Here is a 23,534-nt window from a genome sequence, read left to right on the forward strand (position 1 = left end):
GATTCCTCATTTATTGTTGTGCGATGTCTACCGTCTAATACAGGCGTCAGTGGCTGACGCTATAGCGCCACTTCTCCATCTGAATATCGACGGCCTTGGCCTGCTCATCGCTCATAAATGTCACGTTGTTTCTGTCACAGAACTCTTCGAAGGCCATGGGCGGCATGATCAGCTCAACGAACAGCTCCGGGTTCTCGATGGCGAAGTCGAATTCGATGAATCGCTCGCCACGCTCACGCACTCTTACGTAGCGCTTCAGAGCATGGGGGATAGCCGACTGGGACATGGTTTCCACTCCAGTTGAGTTCCCCACTACCGTTACAAGGCCTGTGCCAGGCCGGCGAAAAACCCAAAAAAACACAAAAGAAACAATAACCTAAAAGGAATGCCCGGTGAAAAAAGGCTTCATGACACTCTCTTCGAATCAAGGAAACCATGAATTGCTGCGCAGCAGCTTGGCCATTTCATGAAAACCGCAGGAGGCGAGAAACCCTTCGAGAACATGGACTGGAAACCTGAGGCAATGGCGCCTTATGCTGTTCGGGTCGGAAAGCCCAAATCACACGAAAAAATCCGACAAAAGTATAATACACAACACTAACAACTACCCTGTGACGCCATGACCATGAGCATGCCTAGCCATGAGGTGACCCCGCGCTACCCTGACAGCCGCGACATCCTCAACAAACTTCGTTTTCTACCCGGGGAGGGCCAGATATGGCTGGGAGAGCAGCGCATGCTGCTGATGCAGCTGCAGACCATGGCTACCTTCCGCCATGAAATCATTCGCACTCTGGGCCTGAAGCGTGCCAAGAGCTTCTTCCTGCGGCTGGGCTACCATTCGGGCCTGAAGGACGCAGAACTGGCCCGTGCCGTACGCGGCCAGGAGATGTCGGTGGAAGATGGCTTCCTGACCGGCCCCCAGCTTCACTCCTTGAGAGGCCTGGTCAAGGTGATTCCCCTGGCCCTGGAGATCGATCCGAGCCGAGGGCACTTCTACGGCGAATTCGAGTGGCAAGACTCCTATGAGGTGGCGATCAGCGAGCAGCTGGAGTCCTCTCTGGGCGAACCCGTATGCTGGATGCAGCTGGGTTACGCCTGCGCCTACTCGAGCCAGTTCCTTGGCCAGGAGATTCAGTATCGGGAAGTGGAGTGCCGGGGGCGAGGCGACGAACGATGCAGAATCATCGGCAAGCCAGCCCATGAGTGGGAGGATCATGCGACCTTCGCCGAGCATTTCCGCGAAGACCCGCTGATCGACGAGCTCTATGAATTGCAGTCGCGCATCGCCTACCTGGAAGACGATATCGCCCGCCACAAGGGCGATGAGCACTACCGCCCCATCGGCCAGTCGCCCGCCTTCCTGGGGGCGCTGGACCTGATCGACCGCGCCGCCCGCTCGGAGGTACCGATCCTGCTGCTGGGCGAGACCGGTACCGGCAAGGAGATCCTCGCTCACCGGGCTCATCAGCAGAGCGACCGGGCCGAGGGGCCCTTCGTTGCGGTCAACTGCGCGGCCATCCCTCCGGATCTGATCGAGTCGGAGCTGTTCGGCGTCGAGAAGGGCGCCTACACCGGTGCGGTGCAGTCGCGGGCCGGGCGCTTCGAACGGGCGGACGGCGGTACCCTCTTTCTGGACGAGCTGGCCGAGCTCTCACCGCGTGCCCAAGCCGCGCTGCTCAGAGCCCTCCAGGAAAAGCAGATAGAAAGGGTTGGCGGCCAGCGGAGCTACACCATTGATGTACGTATTGTCGCCGCTACCCATGGCGATCTGATGGAGCGCGTACAGGACGGTCGCTTCCGGGCCGACCTCTTCTATCGACTCAACGCCTACCCGGTGGTGATCCCTCCCCTTCGCGATCGCCGCGACGATATTCCTCTACTGGCCGAGCACTTCCTGGAACGCTTCGAGTGCCACTACCACGTCAAGACGCTGGGCTTCAGCGATCAGGCCATGGCCCTGCTGCGCACTCATCGCTGGCCGGGCAATATCCGCGAACTGCAGAACCTGATCGAACGGGGCGTGATCCTCGCCGGTGACGGCAACTCCGTCAGCGAACAGGCCCTGTTTGGTCAGCACCCTGGCCATAAGGCGGGCCAGACGCTGAGCGAGAGCGGTCATATCGGCCAGGCCAGCGAGACAGGCAGCGACGACCTTCTGAACTCACTGTGCGATCAGGTACTCGAGGCGGAGGTGTCGCTGGACGCCCTGGAGCAGGCCTTGCTGGAGAAGGCCTACAGGGAGGCTGGACATAACGTCTCGGCAGCGGCCAGGCGCCTGGGCATGAGCCGGGCCGCCTTGGACTACCGGCTGAAGAAGCGGGGAATGATGTAGCAGCGCCTGAAGGCGCCGCTCGCCGACATGACAAGGCCCGCCAACTGGCGGGCCTAGTCGTCTGAATATCGGCTATCAGACAGCGGCGGCGATCAGCTGTCGTCGTCGCGAATCGAGGAGGGATGCCGGCACAGCGGCTTGACGCTGATCTCCATGTAGGGGAAGAGGGGCAGGTTGGAGATGATCTCCTGCAGCTCGGCGTTGTCCTCGACGTCGAAGATGCTGACGTTGGCGTAGCTGCCGGCCACCCGCCACAGGTGGCGCCACTTGCCGGAGCGCTGCAGCTCCTGGGCGTAGGCCTTCTCGGTGGCCTTGATCTCGGCGGCCTGCTCGGCCGGCATGGACGGGGGCAGCTTGACGGTCATTTCCACCTGAAACAGCATGGCTCGATTCTCCGGTTTGCGTATCGTTTCTTACTTGCGCGCGTAGTGCGCCAGCTTGTCTTCGTCGAGGGTGATGCCGAGGCCCGGGCCGGCCGGCAGGTCGACGCCGAACTCGCGGTAGCGAAGCGGCTCGACGACGATGTCGTCCTTGAGCAGCAGCGGGCCGAACATCTCGGTGCCCCAGGCCATCTCGGGCAGGGTCGCCCAGGCGTGCAGGGAGGCGGCAGTGCCGATGGTGCCCTCCAGCAGGGTGCCGCCGTAGAGGCCGATGCCCGCGGCCTGGGCCACGTGGGCCAGCTCCAGCACCCCCTGCAGGCCGCCGGACTTGGCGATCTTGAGGGCGAAGGCGCCGCTGAAGCCGCCACGCACCAGGTCGAGGCCGTCGCGGGCGTCCTGCACCGCCTCGTCGGCCAGCATCGGCACGTTGAAGCGGTCGGCCAGGCGGATCAGGCCGGCATGCTCACGGGCCGGAATCGCCTGCTCGATCAGCTCGATGCCGGCGTCCTGCAGGGCCTGGATGCCGTAGACGGCGGTGGACTCGTCCCAGGCCTGGTTGACGTCGACGCGCACGCTGGCGCGATCGCCCAGGGCCTCCTTGATGGCGGCCACGTGGCGCACGTCGTGCTTCACCGGGTTGGCGCCGATCTTCAGCTTGAAGTCGCAGTGGCGGCGCTGCTCGAGACGCAGCTGCGCCTCCTCGATATCCTTGGCGGTATCACCGCTGGCCAGGGTCCAGAGCACCGGCAGGTGGGTCTGGCGGGCGCCGCCCAAGAGCTCGGCCACGGAGAGGCCCAGGCGCTTGCCCTGGGCGTCGAGCAGCGCGGTCTCCAGCGCCGACTTGGCGATCATGTTGCCGCGGGCGTGGCGGTTGAGCAGGGCGCGCAGGGCGTTGACGTTGCCGGAGGGCTGGCCGATCAGCAGCGGCGCCAGGTAGGCGTCGATGTTGCACTTGATGCTCTCGGGGCTCTCGGGGCCGTAGGCCAATCCACCGATGGTGGTGCCCTCCCCCAGGCCCTCGATGCCATCGCTGTGGCGCATCCGCACGATCACCAGGGTCTGGCAGGCCATAGTGGTCATGGAGAGCTTGTGGGGACGGATGGTCGGCAGGTCGACCAGCAGCGTCTCGATGGCGTCAATCACGGTCGTCATAGGAAAGGCTCGGTCCAGGGAAATATCGGGAATGACGAGCAGTGTGATTGCCCCGCGATGACGAAACCAATATTGTTTGAGCACCTTGCCATACCCTGGAGGGTATAATGGAGCTGCGTCAGCTACGCACTTTCTGTATCGTCGCCGAGGAACTCAACCTGACCCGGGCGGCTGAGCGGCTGCATATGACCCAGCCGCCGCTCTCCCGCAAGATCAAGGCCCTGGAGGAGGAGCTCGGCTCTCGTCTGTTCGTCAGGAGCCCCCAAGGGCTTGCCCTGACCGCCACCGGCCGCTTCCTTCACGAGCAGGCTCGCCAGCTTCTGGATAAGGTGGAGACCACGGCAACGGCCATCCGGCGCATGGAGCAACGCCAGCGCGCCAGGCTGGGGATAGGCTTCGTCCCTTCGGTCTTTCACGACCAGCTGCCGTTGCTGGCAAGGGAGCTGCGCGAAAAAGATGACATTGAGCTCACCCTGATCGAGCTGACCACGGTGCAGCAGGTCCACGCCCTCAAGACGGGGCGCATCGACATCGGGTTCGGAAGGCTCCGGATCGATGACCCGGAGGTGGAACAGGAGGTGCTGTTCGATGAGCCGCTGCTGGCCGCACTACCGGAACATCACCCCCTGGCCGGCACTACCCCAACGCTGGAGGCGCTTGCAGCTTATCCACTGATTCTCTTCCCCTCTCACCCCCGTCCCAGCCTGGCGGATATGATCCAGGGCCTGTTCTACCAAAGAGGGTTGACCATCAGCGTTGTACAGGAGACCAATGAACTCCAGACGGCACTTGGCCTGGTTGCATCGGGACTAGGCATCACCCTGGTGCCGGAGCAGGTCAAGAATATTCAGCGCTCGGGCATCCTGTATGCCCCGCTGGCCGACAGAGCGATTTCCACACCGGTCATATGCAGTTTTCGGCGAGGGGAAAGGGATTCCAGGAAAATTGCCGACACCATTGCGCGTCTGGCCAGTGGTCAGCGCCCACCCGGGTAAGACAGTGGAGTCGCACCGACAACCATCTCCGCCTTCGGAGACAACGACTTCCTATGGAGACTCCACCCGCGAAGAGGTTTCGCATTCAAGATGGCCGTCGCTAACCGGTTCATCGCGCTCATTCGAACGTCTCATCGCGAAGGCCAGGTCCTGCTCGTAGCGGTGAGCAAACTCAGCGCGAGATTTCAGGCCCCGCTCAATGGCGTACCGGATATCCTTGTCGGGATCCTCCAGTGCATCTTGCGAGCGAAAGACCGCCTTGTCGGTCAGGCCAGAGGCGCGCTCTGCTCGCCGACTTATTGCGCTCACATCTTCTCGGCTGACCAAGAGAGGCTGATCATTCAGATGGTTACGCTCGGCAACCAGCCTTCCCTCCCAGGTCCAGCACTTCTGTGGCACCTGAGACACCACCCAGAATCGTCCTCGCCAATGCGCCAACCCATCATGGGCAAGTTCGAGATCCTCTTCCGGCACCAGGGCGTCAAACAGCCTGGCGTTCAGCAGCAGTCCACTCTCCCCCATGGAAATACCACCACTGAACCGCTGCTGTCGCAATGCCTCCTTGAGTGGCTCAGGCTTCAGCCGTGAGTCGGGACGTCCCAGCAAGCAGAGATGAAGCATCTGGGTATCCAGCTGCTTGATGACCCAGCAGCGCACAGTTTTCTTTCCGAATACACGCCTCAGCATGGCCGCCACTTCCCTGTGTCGAGCAAAAAAGCACCGTATTCTTATCCAGGCGGGCGCTATGGGCAATGGCAAATATCTTACACGCTGTACGCTGTTCCTGACCCTGCACGACTATCCAGACCGAGTTCACTGTATAGGTGCCGGGCAGGAGGGGGCGAAGAAACATTTACCTGCTATGGTAAACACTATCGTGATCGAGAAGTACCATGCACACAGCAGAAGCGCGTCCCGCCATGAGAATGGACAACAAACATAGTGTTAATGTGACGACTTCCACTGCACGGGTGAGCTTTTTTGATGGTTCCCCTCTACTCGGCCTGCTATTACCTCCAACCTTGAAAACGTCCTCATGCGCAGATTCCTTCCTTTCACCTTCAGCGCTCTCGGACTCGCGGCCATCTCCCCTGCTGCAGCATATGCAGAAACAGGCCACATCTCCGGCCAGATTGACGGCCAGCCTTTCGAGCTGCACCTGGATGCCGATGACGAGACCTTCGCCCTGGATCTCGATCTCTTCCGGCACTCCGGTGTGACCTATCTGGAAGCTGATCTCTTGACCTCCTCCCCTCCCTTCGCGCTGACGCGACGCAGGAAGAGGATTCCCTGTCGGGTGCCAACCCGATCGCTCGGGTGGCCGGTTCCTGCTGCTGACGGCCTTACCGCACCGGTCACTTCACAGGCGCTACGGGCAGGACCTGCCCTGAAAGGTGCTCATGCGCTTTCGCCAGGATGTTCCGGGCGCCGACGACATCGGCATGGTCGGCATGCCCACAGGCCTGGCAATGAAAGCGCGCTCGGCTGAGGCGGTTGGCTGGCTCAACATGCCCGCACTCGGGGCACGTCTGGCTGGTGTGGTGAGGCGGCACGGCGACCAGCAGGCCGCCCCGCCACGCCTGCTTGTAGGTGAGCTGGCGCCGGAACTCGAACCAGCCCTGGTCGAGAATGGCCTTGTTCAATCCAGACTTCTGTTTCACCCGATTGCCCGGTGCCGCCAGGGACCCCTTGGCAGAGGTCGTCATATTGCGCACCCGCAGATCCTCGATGGCCACCATGGCGTGGTTTTGGCAAAGGGTGGTCGAGAGCTTGTGGAGGGTGTCGCGACGGACGTTGGCGGCTTTCTGGTGTAGTCGGGCGATGCGCGCTTTCTGCTTCTTCCAGTTCCGGGAGAACCGGGTCTTGTGCGTGAGTCGGCGCTGCGTCGTGGCGATACGCGGTTCCAGTTGCCGGAAGCTGTTGCGCCCGGCATGGGGCGTGCCGTGGGAATCCACGGCGAAGTGCGCCACGCCCATGTCCAGGCCCACCGCGGCGGTGGCCGGATGGCGGGGCGGCGTCGCCAGTTCCACCTCGACCTGGAAGCTGATGTGCCAGTGGCCGCCATCGAGGCCCACGGTGCAGCTGGTGATCCTACCTTCCACCGGACGCGACTGGCGAAAACGCACCCAGCCCAGGCCGGCGGTCAGCTTCACGCGGCGATGATCGAGCCGGCAGTATTTGGGGAAATTGACGAAGCGGATGGCGTCCCGCGACTTGCCTTTCTTCTTGAAACGGGGCGCGTCGGCGGCCAAGCCCGGCGTGAAATGCCGCTGCCAGGCCGTGTCGAGGTCACGGAGCTTCTGCTGTACGCGGGCACGACGCCTGAGCTCGATATCGGCGAGTACGAGGTTGTCGGTATAGGCCTCGGTGAGAAAGGCCGTGGCCTCCTGGCGTTTCCAGGTGGTGACCCAGCCGGCCATGGTGGCATAGCGCGGCACCCGTTCGCCCCGCTCCCGGGCGGCGAGGCATTCGGCCAAGGCGTGATTCCAGACGAAGCGTGCATGTCCGGCCAGTACGCGCAGCCGCGCCGCCTGCTGGGGCGTCGGGTCAAGGCGATACTTCAAACCGAGCTGGCGCTTCATCAAGACCGCTCCATGACTGTATATATCCACATACTAGCAGTGGCAAAGAGGCTTGCAAGCGGCTCACACCGCATTCCCCCTCACACCTTGTTCGGTGTGGGTACCCTGCGGATTCTGGATGGAAACGGTGCAGATTGATCTGCTCAGGCACCACCACCAGGCGCCAGACCAGCGGGTCGGTGTCGAGCAGTTCGATACGCAGGCGAATATCGGGTACAAGAACTCTCCGACCTTCAGGCACCCACGATGACACCAAACCTTACCGACCTGCTCACTGCCGCCGAACGCATCGCCCAGGAGGCTGCCGCAGCCATCATGGCCATCTATGCCCGCGGCTTCTCGGTGGAGGAGAAGGCGGACAAGAGCCCCCTGACGGAAGCCGACCAGGCCGCCCATCGGCTGATCATGGCCGGCCTTGCCGCCCTGCCCCAGCGCCTCCCCATCCTCTCCGAGGAGGACGTGGCGGGCTTTGCCGGCCCCGATGCCGAAGGCCGCTACTGGCTGGTGGACCCCCTGGACGGGACCAAGGAGTTCATCAAGCGCAACGGCGAGTTCACCGTCAATATCGCACTGATCGAGAACGGCAGACCCGTGCTGGGCGTGGTGGTGGCACCGGCGCTGGAGGTGTCGTATCTGGCCGCCGAAGGCGTGGGCGCCTTCAAGGTCGAGTGGGGAAAAGGCAGGAGTGGCGAGCGCCTGCCCATCCGGGTAGCCGGCAAGCCCGCGCCCGGTAGCACTTGGCGGGTGGTGGGCAGCCGCTCCCATGCCAGCCCGGCCCTCGCCGGCTGGCTGGAAACGCTCGGCCCCCACACCCTTCAGCCCGTCGGCAGCTCGCTCAAGTCCTGCCTGGTGGCCGAAGGCGCCGCCGATGCTTACCCGCGCTTCGGCCCGACCTGCCTGTGGGACACCGGTGCAGCCCAAGCCGTGGTCGAGCAGGCCGGCGGCCGAGTCACCAACCTTGCCGGAGACTCTCTCTGCTACGCCACACCGCAGCGTGTGCTCAACCCCGACTTTATCGTATGGGGGCACAGCGGTTGAGCTTTCAGCACGCACAACGCTGGGAGCCCCCCGCCAGCCGGAGAACCGGGCGAGCATACGGAAGGGCGTCTCTGGCCAGGCATGCCGAGCTCTGGGCATCATAGGGATGTGGATTTACCTCAGGAGCCAAGGAATGACGCCACCCATCACTTCCGTGACCCACGCTCGATCACCTCGGTCGTTGACGCGCCGCCTGCGGGGCTTTATTAGCGGCCGCCTTTGGCTGCAGGTCCTTGTGGCCATGGCCGCCGGCATCCTCGCCGGGGTGCTGTTGGGCCCGACTCTGGGCTGGGTCACGCCGGGCACCGCCCACCTGCTGGCCAGCTGGGCGGCACTGCCGGGCTACCTCTTCCTGGCCATGGTGCAGATGATCGTGATTCCCCTGGTGGTGGCCTCCATCATCCTCGGAATGGCAAGCACCGATAGCCTGGAGCAGCTGCGTCAGACAGGGCTGCGCACCGGCGCCTTCTTTATCGCCACCACCCTGGCCGCCGGGGCCATCGGAGTGGCCGTGGTGCTGCTGATCCAGCCGGGAAGTTTCATCGACAGCCAGGCCCTGGCCGGGGAGGTGCTGCCCACCGACCCCAGCGCGCCCCTCTCCCTGGCCGAGCTGCCCCAGCGCCTGACCAGTATCATTCCCACCAATCCGCTGCAGGCGGGGGTGGAGCAGAACATGCTGCAGATGGTGGTCTTCTCGATCATGATCGGGGTGGCCCTGCTCACCCTGCCCGAGCGGCAGTCGCGTCCGCTGCTCGAGCTGCTGGGCTCGGTGCAGGAGCTGAGCATGGTGGTGGTGCGCTGGGCCATGTTCCTGGTGCCCTTCGCGGTGTTTGGCCTGATCCTGCAGCTCACCACCCGCCTGGGGCTGGATGCCCTGCTGGGGCTTGGGGTCTATGTGCTGACGGTGCTGGCCGGCCTGGCGCTGATGCTGCTGCTCTACCTGGGGCTCTACCGGGGGCTGCGCCGGCGCCCGGTGAAAGGCTTCGTGAGCGCAGCGCGGGACGCCCAGCTGCTGGCTTTCTCTACCTCGAGCTCGGCAGCGGTGATGCCGCTGACCATGCAAACGGCCGTAGAGCGCCTGGCGGTCAGGCCGTCCATCGCCCAATTCGTGGTGCCCCTCGGCACCACCATCAACATGGCCGGCACCGCCCTCTACCAAGTGGTAGCGACGGTGTTTCTCGCCCAGGTGTTCCAGGTGGACATCGCCCTCTCCCAGCTGCTGCTGGTGGTGCTGCTGGCGGTAGGCGCTTCCATCGGCTCGCCGGGCACCCCGGGGATCGGCATCGTGATCCTCTCGATGCTGCTGGTCAGCGTGGGGATACCGCCGGAGGGCATCGCCCTGATCATCGGGGTCGACCGCATCCTGGACATGTGCCGCACCACCGTCAACGTGACTGGCGACCTGGTCACCGCAGCCGTCATGGACACCTGGATCGGCGACGAGGCGACCGCACCAGATGCCGCCTGACCCTTGGCTGACTCTCGCAGAGCACGAAGCCCGGCACATGGCCGGGCTTCGTCGTTGAATCGGGGGCCTGGTCTGGCGCCCTCCCGAGAACCACGCCAGGCCCATTCGGCTGGACGTCAAGGCCGGTTTGCGAGAGCATAAGATTCATTACATGTTTCGTAAGATCTGTTACGTCCGCAGCTTGGGAAAGGGAGAGCCCAGATGCACCGTTCACCGTACCGCGCCCTTTGGCCGCTATCCCTGTGGCTCATGACCCTGGCGCCCTCCCCGGGCTTCGCCAGTGACCTCGAGGCGTTTGCCGCCGGCCTGCTCTGCCGGCAGGCAGACTGCCCGCCACCCACCGAGCCATCAGCCCCGACGCCGCTGGTCATCGAGGGCGTCACGCTGCCCGCCGATGCCGCCCGCCAGCGGGATGACGAACAGGCCTTCCTGGTTCAGCAGGGCGCCTACCTCAACGACCAGGGCCAGGTAACCCCCCTCTCCCGCTCCGCCGCCAGCGTTTCGCTTCCCGAGCGTGGCGAGCTCCCTTCCCGTGATCACGGCCCCGCCGACCTCCTGCCGACGTCCGGCCCCGTCCTGATCACCACGCCCCGCACCCCCGCATCACCATAAGGAAGCCCCTCGTGATCAACCCCTTCGGCAAGGGCCTGCGCGCCTGGCTGCTGGTTCTCTTTGTGCTCAACCTGATCTACCTGGTCTATGAGCTGGCCTTCAACAGCCGCCTGGTGGATGCCGCCGTCGCCAGCCTGACGCGCTCCCAAGTGCTGGCCCTGGAGCTCGAGGGACGCATTCTTTCGGGTATCGGCCTCAGCCTGCTGCTGCTGCGGCTGATCAAGGTGCAGGGCCGGCCGCTGCTGCGCAGCGCTGGCGCCATCGGCCTGGCCATCGCCATCGGCTTCCCGCTGATGTTCTACGGTCAGCGCATCCTGGTGGACACCCTCGTCGACCGCACTTCGGCAGAGCAGCGCATGGATGCCCAGCATCTGCTGCTGCTCAAGCGCGGCCTGGCCAACAACGCCCTGCAGCTCGACGGCATCCCCTTCGACGACGCGGATCTCGACTCGGCCCACACCCGCAGCTTCCTCTCGGTCCTCGGCCTGATGACCTTCGTCTCCCCGGAGTTCATCGATTCGCTCAAGACGGAAGCCGATCGCATCATCGACCAGGTCGTCGTCAATGAGGCCACCCGCGCCCTCCCCGAGCACTACGAGGAGTACCGCCTGCTGCAGACCGGCCTGCAGCAGGCCTGGCGCGACTACGAGCAGGTCTCCGACGAGTACTGGCACGCCCAGGCAGACCTGAGCGCCGAGGCCGAAGCGCGCTGGCACGAGCTGCAGGCCGGGCTGATGGCGGAGTGGCAGGCACTGGCCGGCGAGCGCAACGAGCAGGCCTTCACCCGACAGGTCCTGACCCTGCAGCGCAGCCTGAGCAGCTACTTCCAAGCCCGGGAGCGCTGCGACAACGGCCGCTTCCGGGACGAGTGCATCATTCGCATCGAAGACATCTATCGCGACGAGGTCACGCGCAACCTGGGCCGCTACGTCGCGCCTCACGACTGGTGCCACGAGCCCGAGATCGTCACCAACACCGTCCAGCGCCGCGGCCGCTTCGTGACCGAGCGCCAGGAAATCCAGCGCTGCCACGACCTGGACTTCGACCACCTGGCCGGCAAGCTGACCGCCATCACCCAGCAGGCGATGACCTATGAGCAGTTCCTGGCCAGCGACGCCGTGGCCGCCGAGGCCCGCGACGCGCTCGCCGAAGAGGGCCTCACCCTGCCGGCCGGCTGGCGTCCGAGCGATCGTGACGCCTTCCTCGATGCCGTGATCAGCGAGCCGATGCAGGCCCTGGGACAGCTTGCCGACGACGCCATGCAGGAGCAGCTCGGCGCGACCCTCCCCCTGGATCTCAGCGCCGAGGGCTTCCTCGCCTCCCAGCCGGTTCAGGACCGCCTGCACGAGGCGCTCCGCCCCCGGAACCGGCAGATGCTGATCTCACTGGATCTCGACCCGGAGGCCTTCCGGGACGCCATCCTGACTCCGCACTACCAGGCGCTGGCGGCCCAGGAGCGCGCTCGGCTCTTCGCCGACGCCCAGGCGCTGGCCAACGGCGCGCCCCGCGAGGAAGAGGGCAAGCAGTATGTGCGCGCCCTGATCGTGCCCCCCATCGCCATGGGCTTCTCGCTGTTCTTCGCCCTGGTCAACGCCATCGGCCTGGCGGCGAGCCTGCCGGCCCTGCTGGGCAGCCGGCGTCGCTGGCTGCCCCACCTCATCAAGGTCACCGGCCTCGGCCTGGTGCTGGCGCTGCCCATGGCCAACAGCGCCGCGGTGGTCAAGACCGAGACCTACCGCTACTTCGCCGGTGAGGCCGAGCGCGCCCTCTCGCCGCTGGGCAGCCTCTTTGCCACCTGGGTGATCAACACCGAGCCGGTGGTCTACCCCCTTGGCAGGGTCATGGCCTTCCTCGCCCCGCCCCTGGTCGCCGCCTCGGCGGAGCAGGTGGCCAGCGAGCAGGAGGCCCTCGAGGCGCCCGAGATCCAGACGGTGCCGGAGCGCGCCGGCCAGGGACTCCCGCCTGAGTCGCCGCCCGTGCAGCAGGCCAACGGCGCGGCCCCGATGCCCGAAGTGTCCCGGGTGGCCCACCTGGACGTCACACGTCCGCTCTTCGATCAGGTCGACGAGGCACGCTCACGGCAGCAGCAGGCGGTCATGGTCGACCTCCAGCTGCTCAGCGACCGCCACTGGGCCATCCACCGCTCGCCGATCATCTCGGGGCAAGGCACCTGCCTGACCAACTTCCAGCGAGTGATGGACATCAGCCGGGTCGACAGCCTGCAGTGGCGAGCCGCTCGCCACGCCAGCTGCGGCAGCGAGGCCCTGGCAGAGCGCCCGGTGGCCATTCCCACGGCGCTGGAGTTCGCCCGCCAGTTCCAGCGTGGGGCCGCCGGTCTGTCGCTGTGGACCCACTTCCAGCCCACCCTGCACGGCGAGGTGAACTGCCATGCCGTGCGCCGGGAGGCCGATGCCCTGGCCGACCTGCTCGGCCCGGAGCGCTTTACCGCCGCGGTCAGCCGGCCGGAAGTGCTCAGCTGCTTCGCCCAGCATGAGCGCGCCTACGCCCTGGCCTACTTCGGCCCCGAGCACGGCAGCGCAGAGACCGACGACGGCTCGCTGCGCCACCTCACCCTCGCCGATGCCCGGCGCCTGCGGGAGCGCGCCCGCGGCGAGGCCTACCGCGAACATGCCCAGCGGCTCTCCGTCGCTCGGCTGCAGCCGGCCCTCGACCAGCTCGCGGCAGGGGACGCCATCATCGTGCATCACCGCCACCTCGATGACGCCCTGCGCCAGTCGCTGGACGCCTTTGCCGGGCGCCATGGGGTCTTTGGCCCGGGCAGCGCCCTGCCAAACGCCGCCGCCGATTCCATCACCGTAACAAGGGACTAGACGATGCCACATCCGCTAGCCCGGTGGGGCGCCGCCGCCCTGCTGGGCACCGCCATCGCCGGCCAGGCTCAGGCCAGCGACCTGGTCAAGGTGCCGTTCGCCGGCACGCCCATGACGCCGCAGCAGGTTCAGGCCTGGGAGTACTACCTGGCCGACGAGAGTGCCCAGTACGGCTGCCAGTACGGCGACGACCCGCGCCTGACCCATGACCCGCACGGCACCCTCGAAGCGCTGGCCAACGGTACCGAGATGGCGCCTCTGCAGGTCACCCTGCGCACCTTCCTTTTGGCCGGCGACAGCCTGCAGAGCCTGCTGTCACGCAACATGTTCATCGCCAGCATGGAGTGCAACCCGGTCTATTACTTCGACGGCGAGCTGATCGGCCACCCGGTGCTGCCCTTCGAGGAGTATCTGGACATCCTGCTGCACAAGCTGGAGGAGGAGCCCAGCCTGCGCGCCCACCTCGACTTCGTGCGCGGCACCAAGATCGCCGCCATCGATGCCCGCTGGTTCTGGGCTTTCTACCTGATGGATCGCAATCACTACCGCATGCATGGCCATGACTACGAGACCATCTCTGGCCTGGCCGCCTCGCTGCCCGGGGCCCCGGAGAACATCACCCCGAACAACAGCTACTGGCAGATCTACAGCAACCTCTTCAACCAGGGCATCTATGTGGCCGACACCCGCGACTGCCGCGGCGAAACCGCCGAGCCCAACGACGAGGTCATCGTCGACAAGAACCTGCCCTGGGAATCCGTGGCCGGCTTCTACCAGGCCGAAGGCATTGGCTACCGGGGGCAGTGGCGAGCCAGCGTCCAGCGCGAGGAGGAAGGCTTTACCCTGGCCGACAGCAGCCTGATCGACGCGCCTCGCAACCCCTACTTCAACGTGCACCGCCGCGTGACCATCCAACCCAAGGAGTGCCACTGACCATGCGCCTCAAGACCTTGCTGGCAACGGCCATTGCCGCTGCCGCCCTGCCCCTCGCCGCCTCCGCCCAGGCCAGCTGCCAGGATGACGAGCGCCTCTACGCCATGGGCAACTTCCTCGAGGCCCAGCGCAACGGCACCGCCGAGCCGCTGCGCCTGACCGCCGAGACCTATCTCAACCTCACGCCCAGGGCGCGGGAAATCATCGGCGACAACCTGCGCCTGCTCGACGCCAGCTGCAACGTCATGCAGGTGGTGGATGGCGAACCGCCGGCCAAGGTCGAGATGCCCTTCCCGGTGCTCTATAACGCCTTTGAAAGCGCCGTGTTACGCGGTGATGAGCGCACGGCGAAGATCGTCATCAATGGATTTCGCACTGGCCCCGTCGACTCGGCGACCTTCATGGGCCTGCTGACCACGCCCAGCCTCGATTCCGGGCTGATGCAGCGCCTTGCTACCAGTGCCGGCATCAACCCACATCGCGGCATCGGCAACAACTGCCGGCATGAAACCTCCTACATCATGTTTGCCGATCTCTTTGTGCGCCTTGGCGGAACCGTCGAGGGGTACGGCGTCACCCCCTGGTTCGTCTCCGGCTCAAAACCCGAGGTGACCTCCGTCGGCGATAACCAGCTAACGCGTGAGTTCTCACGCCTGCCCAACAATTGCGAAGTCTCCAAGGAGTCCGTACTGGCCGTCGCCACCTCTGCCGGGGCGATCTCGATCGACGTCGGCAACCAGGGCCAGCGTCACTGGAGCAATCAGGGCCGTCGCGCCGTCATGGGCCCTTATGAAAACTGGCTCGAAGCCGGCGCCCCGGATGATGCTCGCCCCCAGAGCCTCTTCGACTAGCAGGCACTCTGCGGCCCCCACCAACGCCGAAGCCCGGCACAAGCCGGGCTTCGAAGTCCTCTTCAGGGTCAGATCCGAACCATCCGACCCGATCGCGGATCGCGCTCTCTACGCAGCCGGCTCGTGCGGGCGAGCCGTCAAGTCAACGCCAAGGGCTCGCATCACGGCCAGCATGGTTTTCAAAGTGGGATTGCCCTGCTCACTGAAGGAGCGATACAGCTGCTCACGGGAAAGCCCGGTTTCCCGGGCGAGCTCGCTCATGCCTTTGGCGCGTGCTACTACACCCATCGCCTTGGCAATATAGGCGGAGTCTCCTGTTTCCAGGGCATCCGCCAGAAATACCGCAATCGCCTCCTCGCTTTCCAGGGCGGCTGCCGGGTCGTAGTCAAAAATCCTGTCGCTCATGAGGCCTCCCACTCTGCTGCAAGACGCTTTGCTGTCTCGATATCGCACTGCTGCGTACTCTTGTCGCCACCACACAGAAGGATGACGATTTCGCTGCCGCGTTGTTTGAAATAAATACGATAGCCAGGCCCATAATGAATGCGTAACTCGCTGACGCCCTGTCCTACAGGCTGGACATCCCCTGGCAAGCCATTGGCGAGGCGGAAAACACGCGCTGCAATCAGCGCCTTGGCGCGTTGATCTCGCAGCTTACGCTCCCATCTCCGGTACGTGTCTGTCTGTTTAATATCGAGCATGGCGTAAGTGTAGTTTGAAAACTACAGCCGCGCAATGACCAGGCCCCCAACACCCGAGGGTGAGCGTTGCGCTTGGCCCGGCGAGCTTTCCCGGTACCGCTCTCCCGGCCGAGCCTCAGCCGCAATCCTCGATTCTCCCGTGAGCCTATCGACTGGGTTAGTCCTGATGCTCCCAGCCAACGGCCAGCAGGCCCAGCGCCTCATAGAGCGCCCGCTCCGACTTGCGCAGGTGGGTGGCCGATGGCACCCAGTGGCGGAGCTGGCCGGTTTGATCATGCTGGGTCAGGTAGTGGGTGGGCGCCGCCAGGGGCTCGAGGCCGGCCTGTCGGAAGTGACGCATGGAGCGCGGCATATGCGAGGCGGAGGTGACCAGCACCACCCGCGCGCCCTCACCCAGGGCCTCACGAACGGCCTGGGCTTCCAGGCCGGTATCGGTGGGCCAGTCCAGCACCATCAGGCGCCCTTCCGGCACGCCCAGCTCTGCGGCGGCCGCGGCATAGCCCCGGGCCACCGGGGCAATATCGGGATCACGGCTGGCGCCGGTGACCACCAGCGGCAGCGCGGGGTGCTGCCGCCACAGCCGGATGCCCTCCATCAGGCGGATCGCCGAGCTATCATTCAAACGGCTCACGCTCGAGCGCGGCGCCTCGGGTCGCCAGCCGCCCCCGAGCACCACCACTGCTGCCAGCTCCTCCTCGGGCAGCGCCTCCAGGGCCGGATGGCGCGCCTCGAGCGGCCCCAGGAGGCGCTCGGCGACGCCTCCCAAGCTCGCCAGCACCAGAATCGCCAGGCCGATAGCCGCTGCTGCCACACCGGCACGGCGACAGCGCCAAGCCATCAGCGCGAGGCCCAATGCCATCAGCCCCAGGCTGACAGGCAGCGGCATCAACAGCTGGGACGCCAGCACCTTGATCGTATCGTACATGCAACACCACATTGGCTGGCGGGGTCAGACCCTTAAGGGGACTTAAGGGTCTGACCCCGAGGGGGGCTGAGGCTGGGCTACACTGAGGCAGGCCACCGTTCACCATCAAGGGGAATCGGCCATGCCCCGCCCGACGCGTATTCTTCTGCCCAGTATACCGGTGCACCTGGTGCAGCGCGGCAACAATCGCGGCACCTGTTTTCACTACCGCAGCGATGCCGAGCGCTTTCTCGAGTTTCTCGACGAGGCGCGCCGGGAGTATCGGGTCGACGTGCACGCCTATGTACTGATGAGCAATCACTTTCACCTGCTGGCCACGCCCCTCGACGACCCGCAGGGCATCAGCCTGCTGATGAAGAGCCTTGGGCAGCGCTACGCGCAGTATTTCAACCGGCGCCACGAGCGCACCGGCGGGCTCTTCGAGGGGCGCTACTACTCCTGCCTGGTAGGGGAAGAGCCCTACCTCTTCGCCTGCTACCGCTACATAGAGCTCAATCCGGTGCGTGCCGGCATGGCTGCCCACCCCGGCGACTACCGCTGGTCCAGCTACCCGGCCAACGCCCTGGGCGCCGAGGACTCGCGGGTCACGCCCCATGCGCTCTACCTGGCCAGCGCCCGCGACCCCGAGCAGCGCCGGCACCACTACCGGCAGCTCTTCGACGCGTCCCTGCCCGACGACACCCTGGAGGAGATCCGCCAGCAGACCCGTCGCGGCCACCCCTATGGCAGCGAGGCCTGGCGGCAACGGCTGGCGGGGTCAGACCCTTAAGGAGACTTAAGGGTCTGACCCCGGGAGGGCGTCGGCGATTCGCTGGGCGCAGCGGTTGGCGAGTTCGGCGTCTTCTGCTTCCACCATGACGCGGATGAGGGGTTCGGTGCCGGACTTGCGAAGCAGAACGCGGCCGGTGGCGCCGAGGCGGTCTTCGGCTTCCTCCACCGCGGCCTTGACCGCATCGCTCTCCAGCGGGTCGCTGCCCTCGCGGGCCTTATAGCGCACGTTGATCAGCGTCTGGGGCAGCTTGCGCATGCCCTGGCGGGCCAGGTGCAGAGTGCTGTCCAGGCGCTGCAGGGCCGCCAGAACCAGCACCGAGGCGATGATCGCATCGCCGGTGGAGGCGTGCTTCAGGCTCAGCAGGTGGCCGGAGCTCTCCCCGCCCAGGGTCCAGCCGGTCTCGCGCAGCAGCTCCATCACGTAGCGGTCACCCACCTTGGCGCGCCGGAAGGGAATCTCCAGCTCCCCCAGGGCCAGCTCCAGGCCCAGGTTGCTCATCAGGGTGCCCACCACCCCGCCGCGGTAGCCGGCGGCGCGGGCGTCCCGGGCCAGCAGGAACAGCAGCTCGTCGCCGTCCACCGCCGCCCCGGTGGCATCCACCATCATCAGGCGGTCGGCGTCGCCGTCCAGGGCGATCCCCAGGTCGGCACGCTGCTCGATTACCGCGGCGCGCAGGCTGGTCAGATCGGTGGCACCGCAGCCGGCGTTGATATTGGTACCGTTGGGCCAGGCATGCAGGGGCACCACCTCGGCGCCCAGCTCGCGGTAGACCGCCGGCGCCACCTTATAGGCCGCCCCGTTGGCGCAGTCCACTACGATCTTCAGCCCCTCCAGGGTCTTCTGGCCGGGGAAGTGCGACTTGCAGTACTCGATGTAGCGGCCGGCGGCATCCTCGATGCGCCGCACCTTGCCCAGGTGCTCGGAGCTCACGCAGCCCATGCCGTGGTCCAGCGCCTGCTGCAGCCGGCGCTCGATCTCAAGCTCCTGATCATCGGTGAGCTTGTGGCCGGACTGGGCAAACAGCTTGATGCCGTTGTCATAGAAGGGGTTGTGGGAGGCGCTGATCACCACCCCGGCATTGGCCCGAAAGGTAGTGGCCAGGTAGGCGATGGCCGGGGTGGGCAGCGGCCCCACCAGGGCAATACTGACCCCCGCCGCCGAGAATCCCGCCTCCAGGGCGGACTCCAGCATATAGCCGCTGGCGCGGGTGTCCTTGCCGATCAGCACCTCGCAGACGCCCTCGGCGCCCAGTACCTTGCCGGCCGCCCAGCCGAGCTTCAAGGCAAACTCCGGCGTCATGGGAAACTCCCCCACTCGACCCCTCACCCCGTCGGTTCCGAAATAACGTCGCATAATAAGATCCTGTCTGCTTAGGTCGTCTTGCGAGCCAGACACCAAAGTAGAATTAAGGGTCTGACCCCCGGGAAGCTACCAGCCCTGGTCGAGGACCGCTTTATTCAGCCCGGCCGCGGCCGGACCTGTTCATCGGTGCCACCATGATGCCCCGACAAGCTGGCTGTAGCATCAATGCTTTTGAGGCAGGACCAAGGTTGACTTCATATAAAATTACCATAAAATGCTAATGATTCTTGTTTTTCTTTAGATTTAAAAAGTGCTCCATCCCGTCCATTGCTGGTTGTTCCTCTTCCTATGGTGCCTCTCGTATCCAGTCGCTGCAGATCTCAGCGAGGAGTTATTGGCACGCTATCGCCAAGGCCAAGACCATTGGCCACCTTTCGCTGTCGCGGAGGGTGTCGATGCAGAGCCGCTGGGCCGCCTCTCTGCGCCCGCGCTGCCGGCATGGCAAACCACAGAGCTGGAGGAGCTCGGCAAGCAGCTCTTCTTCGACCCACGCCTGTCCGGCTCCGGACAGCTAGCCTGCGCGAGCTGCCATGACCCCGACCTTGGCTGGGGTGATGGACGCGCGACTTCGTTCGGCCATGACCGACAGCGAGGCACTCGCAATGCAATGACGCTGCTTAATGTGGCTTACTTCGACAGCTTCTTCTGGGACGGCCGTGCCTCCAGCTTGGAAGAGCAGGCGCTGCTTCCCATCGAAGATCCCATCGAGATGGCTGCAGAGCTCGATACCGTTCTGGAAAGCTTGAATGCCATACCGGGCTATCTGGACACCTTCCAGCGCGCTCTCGGCACTTCTTCCGTTACCGCCTCTGCCCTCGGCAAGGCATTGGCTGCCTTCCAGCGCACACTGGTCTCTCGTCCCAGCCGCTTTGACCGCTTCCTTGCAGGCAAAGCCAGTCTCAACGACCAGGAGATTGAAGGACTGCACCTCTTCCGCACGCAGGCCCGTTGCATGAATTGCCATCATGGCCCGCTGTTTTCCGACGGCCGTTTTCACAATATCGGACTTGCCCTTGTCGGTAGACGCTATGAAGACCTGGGGCGCTTCCTGATCACCGGCCGGGAAGCAGACAAAGGCGCCTTTCGTACGCCCTCACTGCGCGACCTCCTGTACACAACGCCTTGGATGCATAACGGCCTCTTCGTCAATCTGCGCGGCACCCTTGCCACCTACAACCTGGGCATGCGGCAGGGGCTTCGTGACGGTCAGCCCAACATGTCGGCTCTGGTCGAGCCACTGGGGCTCAGCCATGAAGAACTAGATGCCCTGGAAGCCTTCCTGCATACCCTGAGCCGGCGTCCTGCCAGGGTCCACCCGCCGGCGCTGCCCGCTTCTCCGAACAAAATGCCATAGCTCGACAACGCATCGGGCTTGATCATGACCGTGTTCCATCCATTCCGGACAGGACCCCAGAAATCCATGAGCGAACACTCACGAAGCCGCCTACCCGCCCAGTTCGGGCTGAGCCTCGCTAGCCTGTTAACCTGCTTCAACGTGGCATGGGCCGAATCGCCCCAGGATCCATGCTCTGAAGAGCGCGACTGCACTGCCGCTGCGTCAGATCGGCTCGACACCATCATAGTTCATGCCGATCATCTGCTGCATGCTGGCCGAGCATCCTACGACTCTCAGGATATTGCAGAGATGCCCACCGGCGACGGCCATCTCTCGGATCTCCTGCGTCTCAATACTGCCGTGGACTTCTCCCGCGACGCGAACCAGTCGGCCAACAGCGCCACCCTAAAGCCCGGCGAGATCTCTATCCACGGCCAACCCTTCTATCAGAACCTGTTCACGCTCGATGGCATCGACATGAGCAGCGACCTGGATCCAGCCAATAACCAGGACCTCTGGTCGACCCCCAGCCTGGTTCGCCCCACAGGCGGCAGCTCCCCGCAGGGCTTCTTCCTCGACGTGGACCTGCTGGAGAGCGTCGAAGTCTTCGACAGCAACGTGCCCGCCGCCTACGGCGGCTTCACCGGCGGCGTGGTGGCCACCCGACTGAAGCGCTATGACGGCGAAGACAGTGTGGCGCTGCGCTACGGGCAAAAGCGCGACGAGTGGGAGAGCTTTCATGTCAACGAGTCTGATCGGAAAGACCCCGCCAGAAACTACCGGGGCGACTACACCCCCGACTACCTGCGCCAGAATTACAGCATCAGCCTGCAACAGGGCCTGGGCGACGTCAGCGGCATGACCATGAACGTCTCCCGGCGCACCTCGCGTTTCGCCCAAAGCTATGAAGACAGCGCCGGTGTCCTTCGTCACATCGACTACGACGATCGTATCGACAACATTCTGGGCCGAGTCGACACCCGAGTGGGAGAAGATAAGCTGGGACTCTCGTTTCGCTATACCGACCGCAGCCACGATGGCCTGACAGGTAGTCGCTATGACGATCGATTCGTGAAAAGCCATGAGGCGATCGGGGCCACGCTGCACTGGGAGCGGGAAGTGGCCGTCGGGGATTTCTCCCTGGATCTCGGCGTCGACCGCCTGAGCGACACCCTGGAAAACGACAGTGACCACTTCGTATATAAGCCCCACCTTAGAGGAAGCGACCAACCTAGCCATCGCGGCGGTTACGGCAGTACCGAACAGGCTCAGACGCGGGCGACTCTGGCACCGGAACTGCGCTTCAACGACTTGGCACTGGGCCGCTCAAGGCATCGCCTGACCACCGGTGCCCAGCTCAGACACACGCAAAGCTATTACGAGCGACCGAACGATGTCTCTGGAGAGATGTACCGCTGCTGTGACGGACAGGGAAACGCCTACCTTTCGACCGCCCATGATTATTATGCCGGGAAGGTCGATCTGACCTATAACGACCTGGCCTGGTATCTGGAAGACCGGATAGCGCTGGGCGACTGGACGGTCACCACCGGGGTACGCGCCGACTGGAACGGCTACATGGACAACGTCGACATCGCTCCGCGCTTCAAGGCCGAATGGGACACCTTCGGCGACGGCAGCACACGGCTGGTCGCCGGCGCCAACCGCTATTACGGCCGCAACTTCCTCCGCTACAAGCTCAACGACGCCATCTCCAGCTGGAGAGAAATTCGCTTCTTCGCCCCGGATGGCGGTGTGTTGAGGACCCTCGACTATGATGACGAATCAGGCATCAGCGACCTCGACACCCCCTACTCCGACGAGCTGATGGTCGGCTGGCTGCAGCAGATGGGACCTGTCCATATCAAGCTCCAGTTCGTGAATCGCGAGAGCCGTGACGGTATCCTGCGAGCCGAGGAGGAGGACGGTCTGATTTACTACCGCAACGACGGCCGCAGCAGCACCGACAGCCTCACCCTGGATATCGCCATGGCACGCCCCTGGCAGCTTGGCGCCACGCTCAACCACGCCTCCCTGGGTATCAGCTATCGAGAAACCAGCCGTAGCAGCTATCAGGGCAGCGGCGGTTATGACCTCGAGCTGCAAAAGGATCCTGTCTACTACCAGGGGAAACTGATCGACAAGGACGAACTGCCGGCCTGGGACTTCAATATTCCAGTCGATGTTCGCCTGCAGACCGTAACGCATGTCCCCGGCTGGCACCTTACCTGGTCGAACTTCTTCAACTTGCGTCAGGGCGGAAGCGTCGCCCGAGACAGCTTCGAGGACTACCAGGATACGGAGACAGGACGCCAATATGATATCTATGAAGATGTCGACTTCGATGCTCTGATGACGGTGGATACCCGCCTGCGCTGGGAGCCGCCTATCCTGAGCCGAGCCCAGGGGTTCATCCAGATGGAGGTGCTCAACTTGTTCAACGACAGCGTGGACTACAGCACCAGCGACTATTCCAGCAAGGCCACAGCAGGCCGTAGCGGCAGCCTAGAGGTTGGGTTGCGGTTCTAGCGAGACGCCTCTGCACGCAAAGGGGTCAGACCCTGAGGCCTCCCCACGAATCATACGGTGACCCCCAGGCTCGCCTCTTGCCGCATCAACCGGAGGAGTCTGTCCATTCGGCCCGCAGGATAGCGGGCCAGGATGACTTCACAGCCAAGTCGCCAAAGTGAGATGCCTCGCCGTGATCGGCGCGTATTGCTTTGATAGGCCAGTGCCTTCCCTGCTTGATCGAGGGAAAGGTCGCTGGCCAGGAGACGAAAACTGGCCAGCATCGCGATGAGCAGCAGGATCTCGATGCGGCGTGCGCATCGGGTGCCATGCAGGTTGAAGGCAAACCCGAAGCGCTCGCTCTTGATGTCCCGAAAGCCTTCTTCGATTTCCATGCGCAGGCTGTAGAGCCGGACAACCTTGGCAGCGGTGTTTTGGCGCGGGGTCACGTTGCTGACCAGCACCCAGGGTTCTCGGTGCCCTTTGGCCACCTTACGGCTTCGGGCAGCCCGTGACGCACTGCCGTTCTTGTTACGGTCTTTGCGCCCTCGGTAGGGAGCGCGGTAGAGATACAGGAGAGTCCCCAATGAGCGTGTCTTGGCCAGCGTGACGGAACCGCGCGCTGCTGGCTCGCGTGTCGCCAGCGGAAACAGCGACTCCAGGCGGCGTCACTCGGATTCGCCGTCGTGCCGCAGTTGAGCAACTCAGCCGCGCATCCTACGCATCGACGCGAAGCGTGATGCGCTAGTCAAG

At 64.4% G+C, this 23,534-nt stretch carries 21 protein-coding genes; 11 read left to right on the forward strand and 10 right to left on the reverse strand.

What is annotated here, in order from left to right; all coding sequences use genetic code 11:
- Positions 1-46: 46 nt before the first annotated feature.
- On the reverse strand, positions 47-286 hold the full coding sequence (locus ACRYRV_RS16780; RefSeq protein WP_309636276.1) for a phenol hydroxylase subunit: 240 nt from the start codon (positions 284-286) through the stop codon (positions 47-49).
- A gap of 345 nt (positions 287-631) precedes the next feature.
- Here ACRYRV_RS16780 and ACRYRV_RS16785 point away from each other — a divergent pair, with 345 nt between their 5' ends.
- Positions 632-2,335, forward strand: a complete 1,704-nt coding sequence (locus ACRYRV_RS16785) for a sigma 54-interacting transcriptional regulator (protein WP_444984407.1) — start codon at positions 632-634, stop codon at positions 2,333-2,335.
- 92 nt (positions 2,336-2,427) lie between these two features.
- Here the strand turns inward: ACRYRV_RS16785 and catC are convergent, their stop codons facing one another.
- Positions 2,428-2,718, reverse strand: a complete 291-nt coding sequence (gene catC / locus ACRYRV_RS16790) for a muconolactone Delta-isomerase (protein WP_253451673.1) — start codon at positions 2,716-2,718, stop codon at positions 2,428-2,430.
- Between the two features lie 30 nt (positions 2,719-2,748).
- Positions 2,749-3,867: a muconate/chloromuconate family cycloisomerase gene (locus ACRYRV_RS16795; RefSeq protein WP_444984406.1), complete on the reverse strand. Its 1,119-nt coding sequence runs from the start codon at positions 3,865-3,867 to the stop codon at positions 2,749-2,751.
- 107 nt (positions 3,868-3,974) lie between these two features.
- On the opposite strand from ACRYRV_RS16795, the gene ACRYRV_RS16800 reads away from it, so the two are divergent.
- Positions 3,975-4,862, forward strand: coding sequence for a LysR family transcriptional regulator (locus ACRYRV_RS16800; RefSeq protein ID WP_444984405.1), 888 nt, complete (start codon positions 3,975-3,977; stop codon positions 4,860-4,862).
- 51 nt (positions 4,863-4,913) lie between these two features.
- Here the strand turns inward: ACRYRV_RS16800 and ACRYRV_RS16805 are convergent, their stop codons facing one another.
- On the reverse strand, positions 4,914-5,549 hold the full coding sequence (locus ACRYRV_RS16805) for a hypothetical protein (protein WP_444984404.1): 636 nt from the start codon (positions 5,547-5,549) through the stop codon (positions 4,914-4,916).
- A gap of 668 nt (positions 5,550-6,217) precedes the next feature.
- Complete coding sequence (locus ACRYRV_RS16810) at positions 6,218-7,444, reverse strand: RNA-guided endonuclease InsQ/TnpB family protein (RefSeq protein WP_444984403.1); 1,227 nt, start codon at positions 7,442-7,444, stop codon at positions 6,218-6,220.
- A 246-nt stretch (positions 7,445-7,690) separates the two neighbouring features.
- Here ACRYRV_RS16810 and cysQ point away from each other — a divergent pair, with 246 nt between their 5' ends.
- The 6 genes from cysQ (at position 7,691) to ACRYRV_RS16840 (ending at position 15,177) form a co-directional block, all read left to right on the forward strand.
- On the forward strand, positions 7,691-8,482 hold the full coding sequence (cysQ, locus tag ACRYRV_RS16815) for a 3'(2'),5'-bisphosphate nucleotidase CysQ (RefSeq protein WP_445005908.1): 792 nt from the start codon (positions 7,691-7,693) through the stop codon (positions 8,480-8,482).
- A gap of 133 nt (positions 8,483-8,615) precedes the next feature.
- Positions 8,616-9,950: a dicarboxylate/amino acid:cation symporter gene (locus tag ACRYRV_RS16820; RefSeq protein WP_445005909.1), complete on the forward strand. Its 1,335-nt coding sequence runs from the start codon at positions 8,616-8,618 to the stop codon at positions 9,948-9,950.
- A 201-nt stretch (positions 9,951-10,151) separates the two neighbouring features.
- Positions 10,152-10,562 carry a hypothetical protein gene (locus tag ACRYRV_RS16825; RefSeq protein WP_309637668.1) on the forward strand — a complete coding sequence of 137 codons (411 nt, stop codon included), beginning with the start codon at positions 10,152-10,154 and terminating at the stop codon, positions 10,560-10,562.
- An 11-nt stretch (positions 10,563-10,573) separates the two neighbouring features.
- On the forward strand, positions 10,574-13,393 hold the full coding sequence (locus tag ACRYRV_RS16830) for a hypothetical protein (RefSeq protein WP_445005910.1): 2,820 nt from the start codon (positions 10,574-10,576) through the stop codon (positions 13,391-13,393).
- A 3-nt stretch (positions 13,394-13,396) separates the two neighbouring features.
- Complete coding sequence (locus tag ACRYRV_RS16835; protein ID WP_445004399.1) at positions 13,397-14,326, forward strand: hypothetical protein; 930 nt, start codon at positions 13,397-13,399, stop codon at positions 14,324-14,326.
- 2 nt (positions 14,327-14,328) lie between these two features.
- The gene (locus tag ACRYRV_RS16840; protein WP_445004398.1) at positions 14,329-15,177 is read left to right on the forward strand and encodes a hypothetical protein; all 849 of its coding nucleotides are present in this window, start codon (positions 14,329-14,331) and stop codon (positions 15,175-15,177) included.
- A 108-nt stretch (positions 15,178-15,285) separates the two neighbouring features.
- Here ACRYRV_RS16840 and ACRYRV_RS16845 read toward each other — a convergent pair whose 3' ends face one another.
- From ACRYRV_RS16845 to ACRYRV_RS16855, 3 genes are all read right to left on the reverse strand, one after another.
- Complete coding sequence (locus tag ACRYRV_RS16845; protein WP_444984398.1) at positions 15,286-15,582, reverse strand: addiction module antidote protein; 297 nt, start codon at positions 15,580-15,582, stop codon at positions 15,286-15,288.
- A complete protein-coding gene (locus ACRYRV_RS16850; RefSeq protein WP_444984397.1) occupies positions 15,579-15,878 on the reverse strand; it encodes a type II toxin-antitoxin system RelE/ParE family toxin in 300 nt (99 codons plus the stop codon). Before ACRYRV_RS16850 ends, ACRYRV_RS16845 begins: the two co-directional genes overlap by 4 nt.
- 157 nt (positions 15,879-16,035) lie before the next feature.
- Positions 16,036-16,803 (reverse strand): ElyC/SanA/YdcF family protein, encoded by a 768-nt coding sequence (locus tag ACRYRV_RS16855; protein WP_445004397.1) that lies wholly within the window; start codon positions 16,801-16,803, stop codon positions 16,036-16,038.
- Between the two features lie 121 nt (positions 16,804-16,924).
- Here ACRYRV_RS16855 and ACRYRV_RS16860 point away from each other — a divergent pair, with 121 nt between their 5' ends.
- Entirely contained in the window at positions 16,925-17,572 is a 648-nt protein-coding gene (locus ACRYRV_RS16860) for a transposase (protein ID WP_445005911.1), read from the forward strand.
- A 6-nt stretch (positions 17,573-17,578) separates the two neighbouring features.
- Here ACRYRV_RS16860 and glmM read toward each other — a convergent pair whose 3' ends face one another.
- Positions 17,579-18,928, reverse strand: coding sequence for a phosphoglucosamine mutase (gene glmM, locus ACRYRV_RS16865; RefSeq protein WP_445005912.1), 1,350 nt, complete (start codon positions 18,926-18,928; stop codon positions 17,579-17,581).
- 343 nt (positions 18,929-19,271) lie between these two features.
- On the opposite strand from glmM, the gene ACRYRV_RS16870 reads away from it, so the two are divergent.
- Positions 19,272-20,291, forward strand: coding sequence for a cytochrome-c peroxidase (locus ACRYRV_RS16870; RefSeq protein ID WP_445005913.1), 1,020 nt, complete (start codon positions 19,272-19,274; stop codon positions 20,289-20,291).
- Positions 20,292-20,357: 66 nt separating this feature from the next.
- Positions 20,358-22,802 carry a TonB-dependent receptor plug domain-containing protein gene (locus ACRYRV_RS16875; protein ID WP_445005914.1) on the forward strand — a complete coding sequence of 815 codons (2,445 nt, stop codon included), beginning with the start codon at positions 20,358-20,360 and terminating at the stop codon, positions 22,800-22,802.
- Positions 22,803-22,852: 50 nt separating this feature from the next.
- Here ACRYRV_RS16875 and ACRYRV_RS16880 read toward each other — a convergent pair whose 3' ends face one another.
- Positions 22,853-23,368 (reverse strand): transposase, encoded by a 516-nt coding sequence (locus ACRYRV_RS16880; protein WP_445005915.1) that lies wholly within the window; start codon positions 23,366-23,368, stop codon positions 22,853-22,855.
- Positions 23,369-23,534: the final 166 nt, after the last annotated feature.

This window comes from Halomonas mongoliensis, assembly GCF_052496345.1.

Excerpts from the sequence above, each read along its gene's own strand:
- ACRYRV_RS16780 (WP_309636276.1), bottom strand. The coding sequence starts at position 286 with ATGTCCCAGTCGGCTATCCCCCATGCTCTGAAGCGCTACGTAAGAGTG.
- ACRYRV_RS16785 (WP_444984407.1), top strand. The coding sequence starts at position 632 with ATGCCTAGCCATGAGGTGACCCCGCGCTACCCTGACAGCCGCGACATC.
- catC (WP_253451673.1), bottom strand. The coding sequence starts at position 2,718 with ATGCTGTTTCAGGTGGAAATGACCGTCAAGCTGCCCCCGTCCATGCCG.
- ACRYRV_RS16795 (WP_444984406.1), bottom strand. The coding sequence starts at position 3,867 with ATGACGACCGTGATTGACGCCATCGAGACGCTGCTGGTCGACCTGCCG.
- ACRYRV_RS16800 (WP_444984405.1), top strand. The coding sequence starts at position 3,975 with ATGGAGCTGCGTCAGCTACGCACTTTCTGTATCGTCGCCGAGGAACTC.
- ACRYRV_RS16805 (WP_444984404.1), bottom strand. The coding sequence starts at position 5,549 with ATGCTGAGGCGTGTATTCGGAAAGAAAACTGTGCGCTGCTGGGTCATC.
- ACRYRV_RS16810 (WP_444984403.1), bottom strand. The coding sequence starts at position 7,444 with ATGAAGCGCCAGCTCGGTTTGAAGTATCGCCTTGACCCGACGCCCCAG.
- cysQ (WP_445005908.1), top strand. The coding sequence starts at position 7,691 with ATGACACCAAACCTTACCGACCTGCTCACTGCCGCCGAACGCATCGCC.
- ACRYRV_RS16820 (WP_445005909.1), top strand. The coding sequence starts at position 8,616 with ATGACGCCACCCATCACTTCCGTGACCCACGCTCGATCACCTCGGTCG.
- ACRYRV_RS16825 (WP_309637668.1), top strand. The coding sequence starts at position 10,152 with ATGCACCGTTCACCGTACCGCGCCCTTTGGCCGCTATCCCTGTGGCTC.
- ACRYRV_RS16835 (WP_445004399.1), top strand. The coding sequence starts at position 13,397 with ATGCCACATCCGCTAGCCCGGTGGGGCGCCGCCGCCCTGCTGGGCACC.
- ACRYRV_RS16840 (WP_445004398.1), top strand. The coding sequence starts at position 14,329 with ATGCGCCTCAAGACCTTGCTGGCAACGGCCATTGCCGCTGCCGCCCTG.
- ACRYRV_RS16845 (WP_444984398.1), bottom strand. The coding sequence starts at position 15,582 with ATGAGCGACAGGATTTTTGACTACGACCCGGCAGCCGCCCTGGAAAGC.
- ACRYRV_RS16850 (WP_444984397.1), bottom strand. The coding sequence starts at position 15,878 with ATGCTCGATATTAAACAGACAGACACGTACCGGAGATGGGAGCGTAAG.
- ACRYRV_RS16855 (WP_445004397.1), bottom strand. The coding sequence starts at position 16,803 with ATGTACGATACGATCAAGGTGCTGGCGTCCCAGCTGTTGATGCCGCTG.
- ACRYRV_RS16860 (WP_445005911.1), top strand. The coding sequence starts at position 16,925 with ATGCCCCGCCCGACGCGTATTCTTCTGCCCAGTATACCGGTGCACCTG.
- glmM (WP_445005912.1), bottom strand. The coding sequence starts at position 18,928 with ATGCGACGTTATTTCGGAACCGACGGGGTGAGGGGTCGAGTGGGGGAG.
- ACRYRV_RS16875 (WP_445005914.1), top strand. The coding sequence starts at position 20,358 with ATGAGCGAACACTCACGAAGCCGCCTACCCGCCCAGTTCGGGCTGAGC.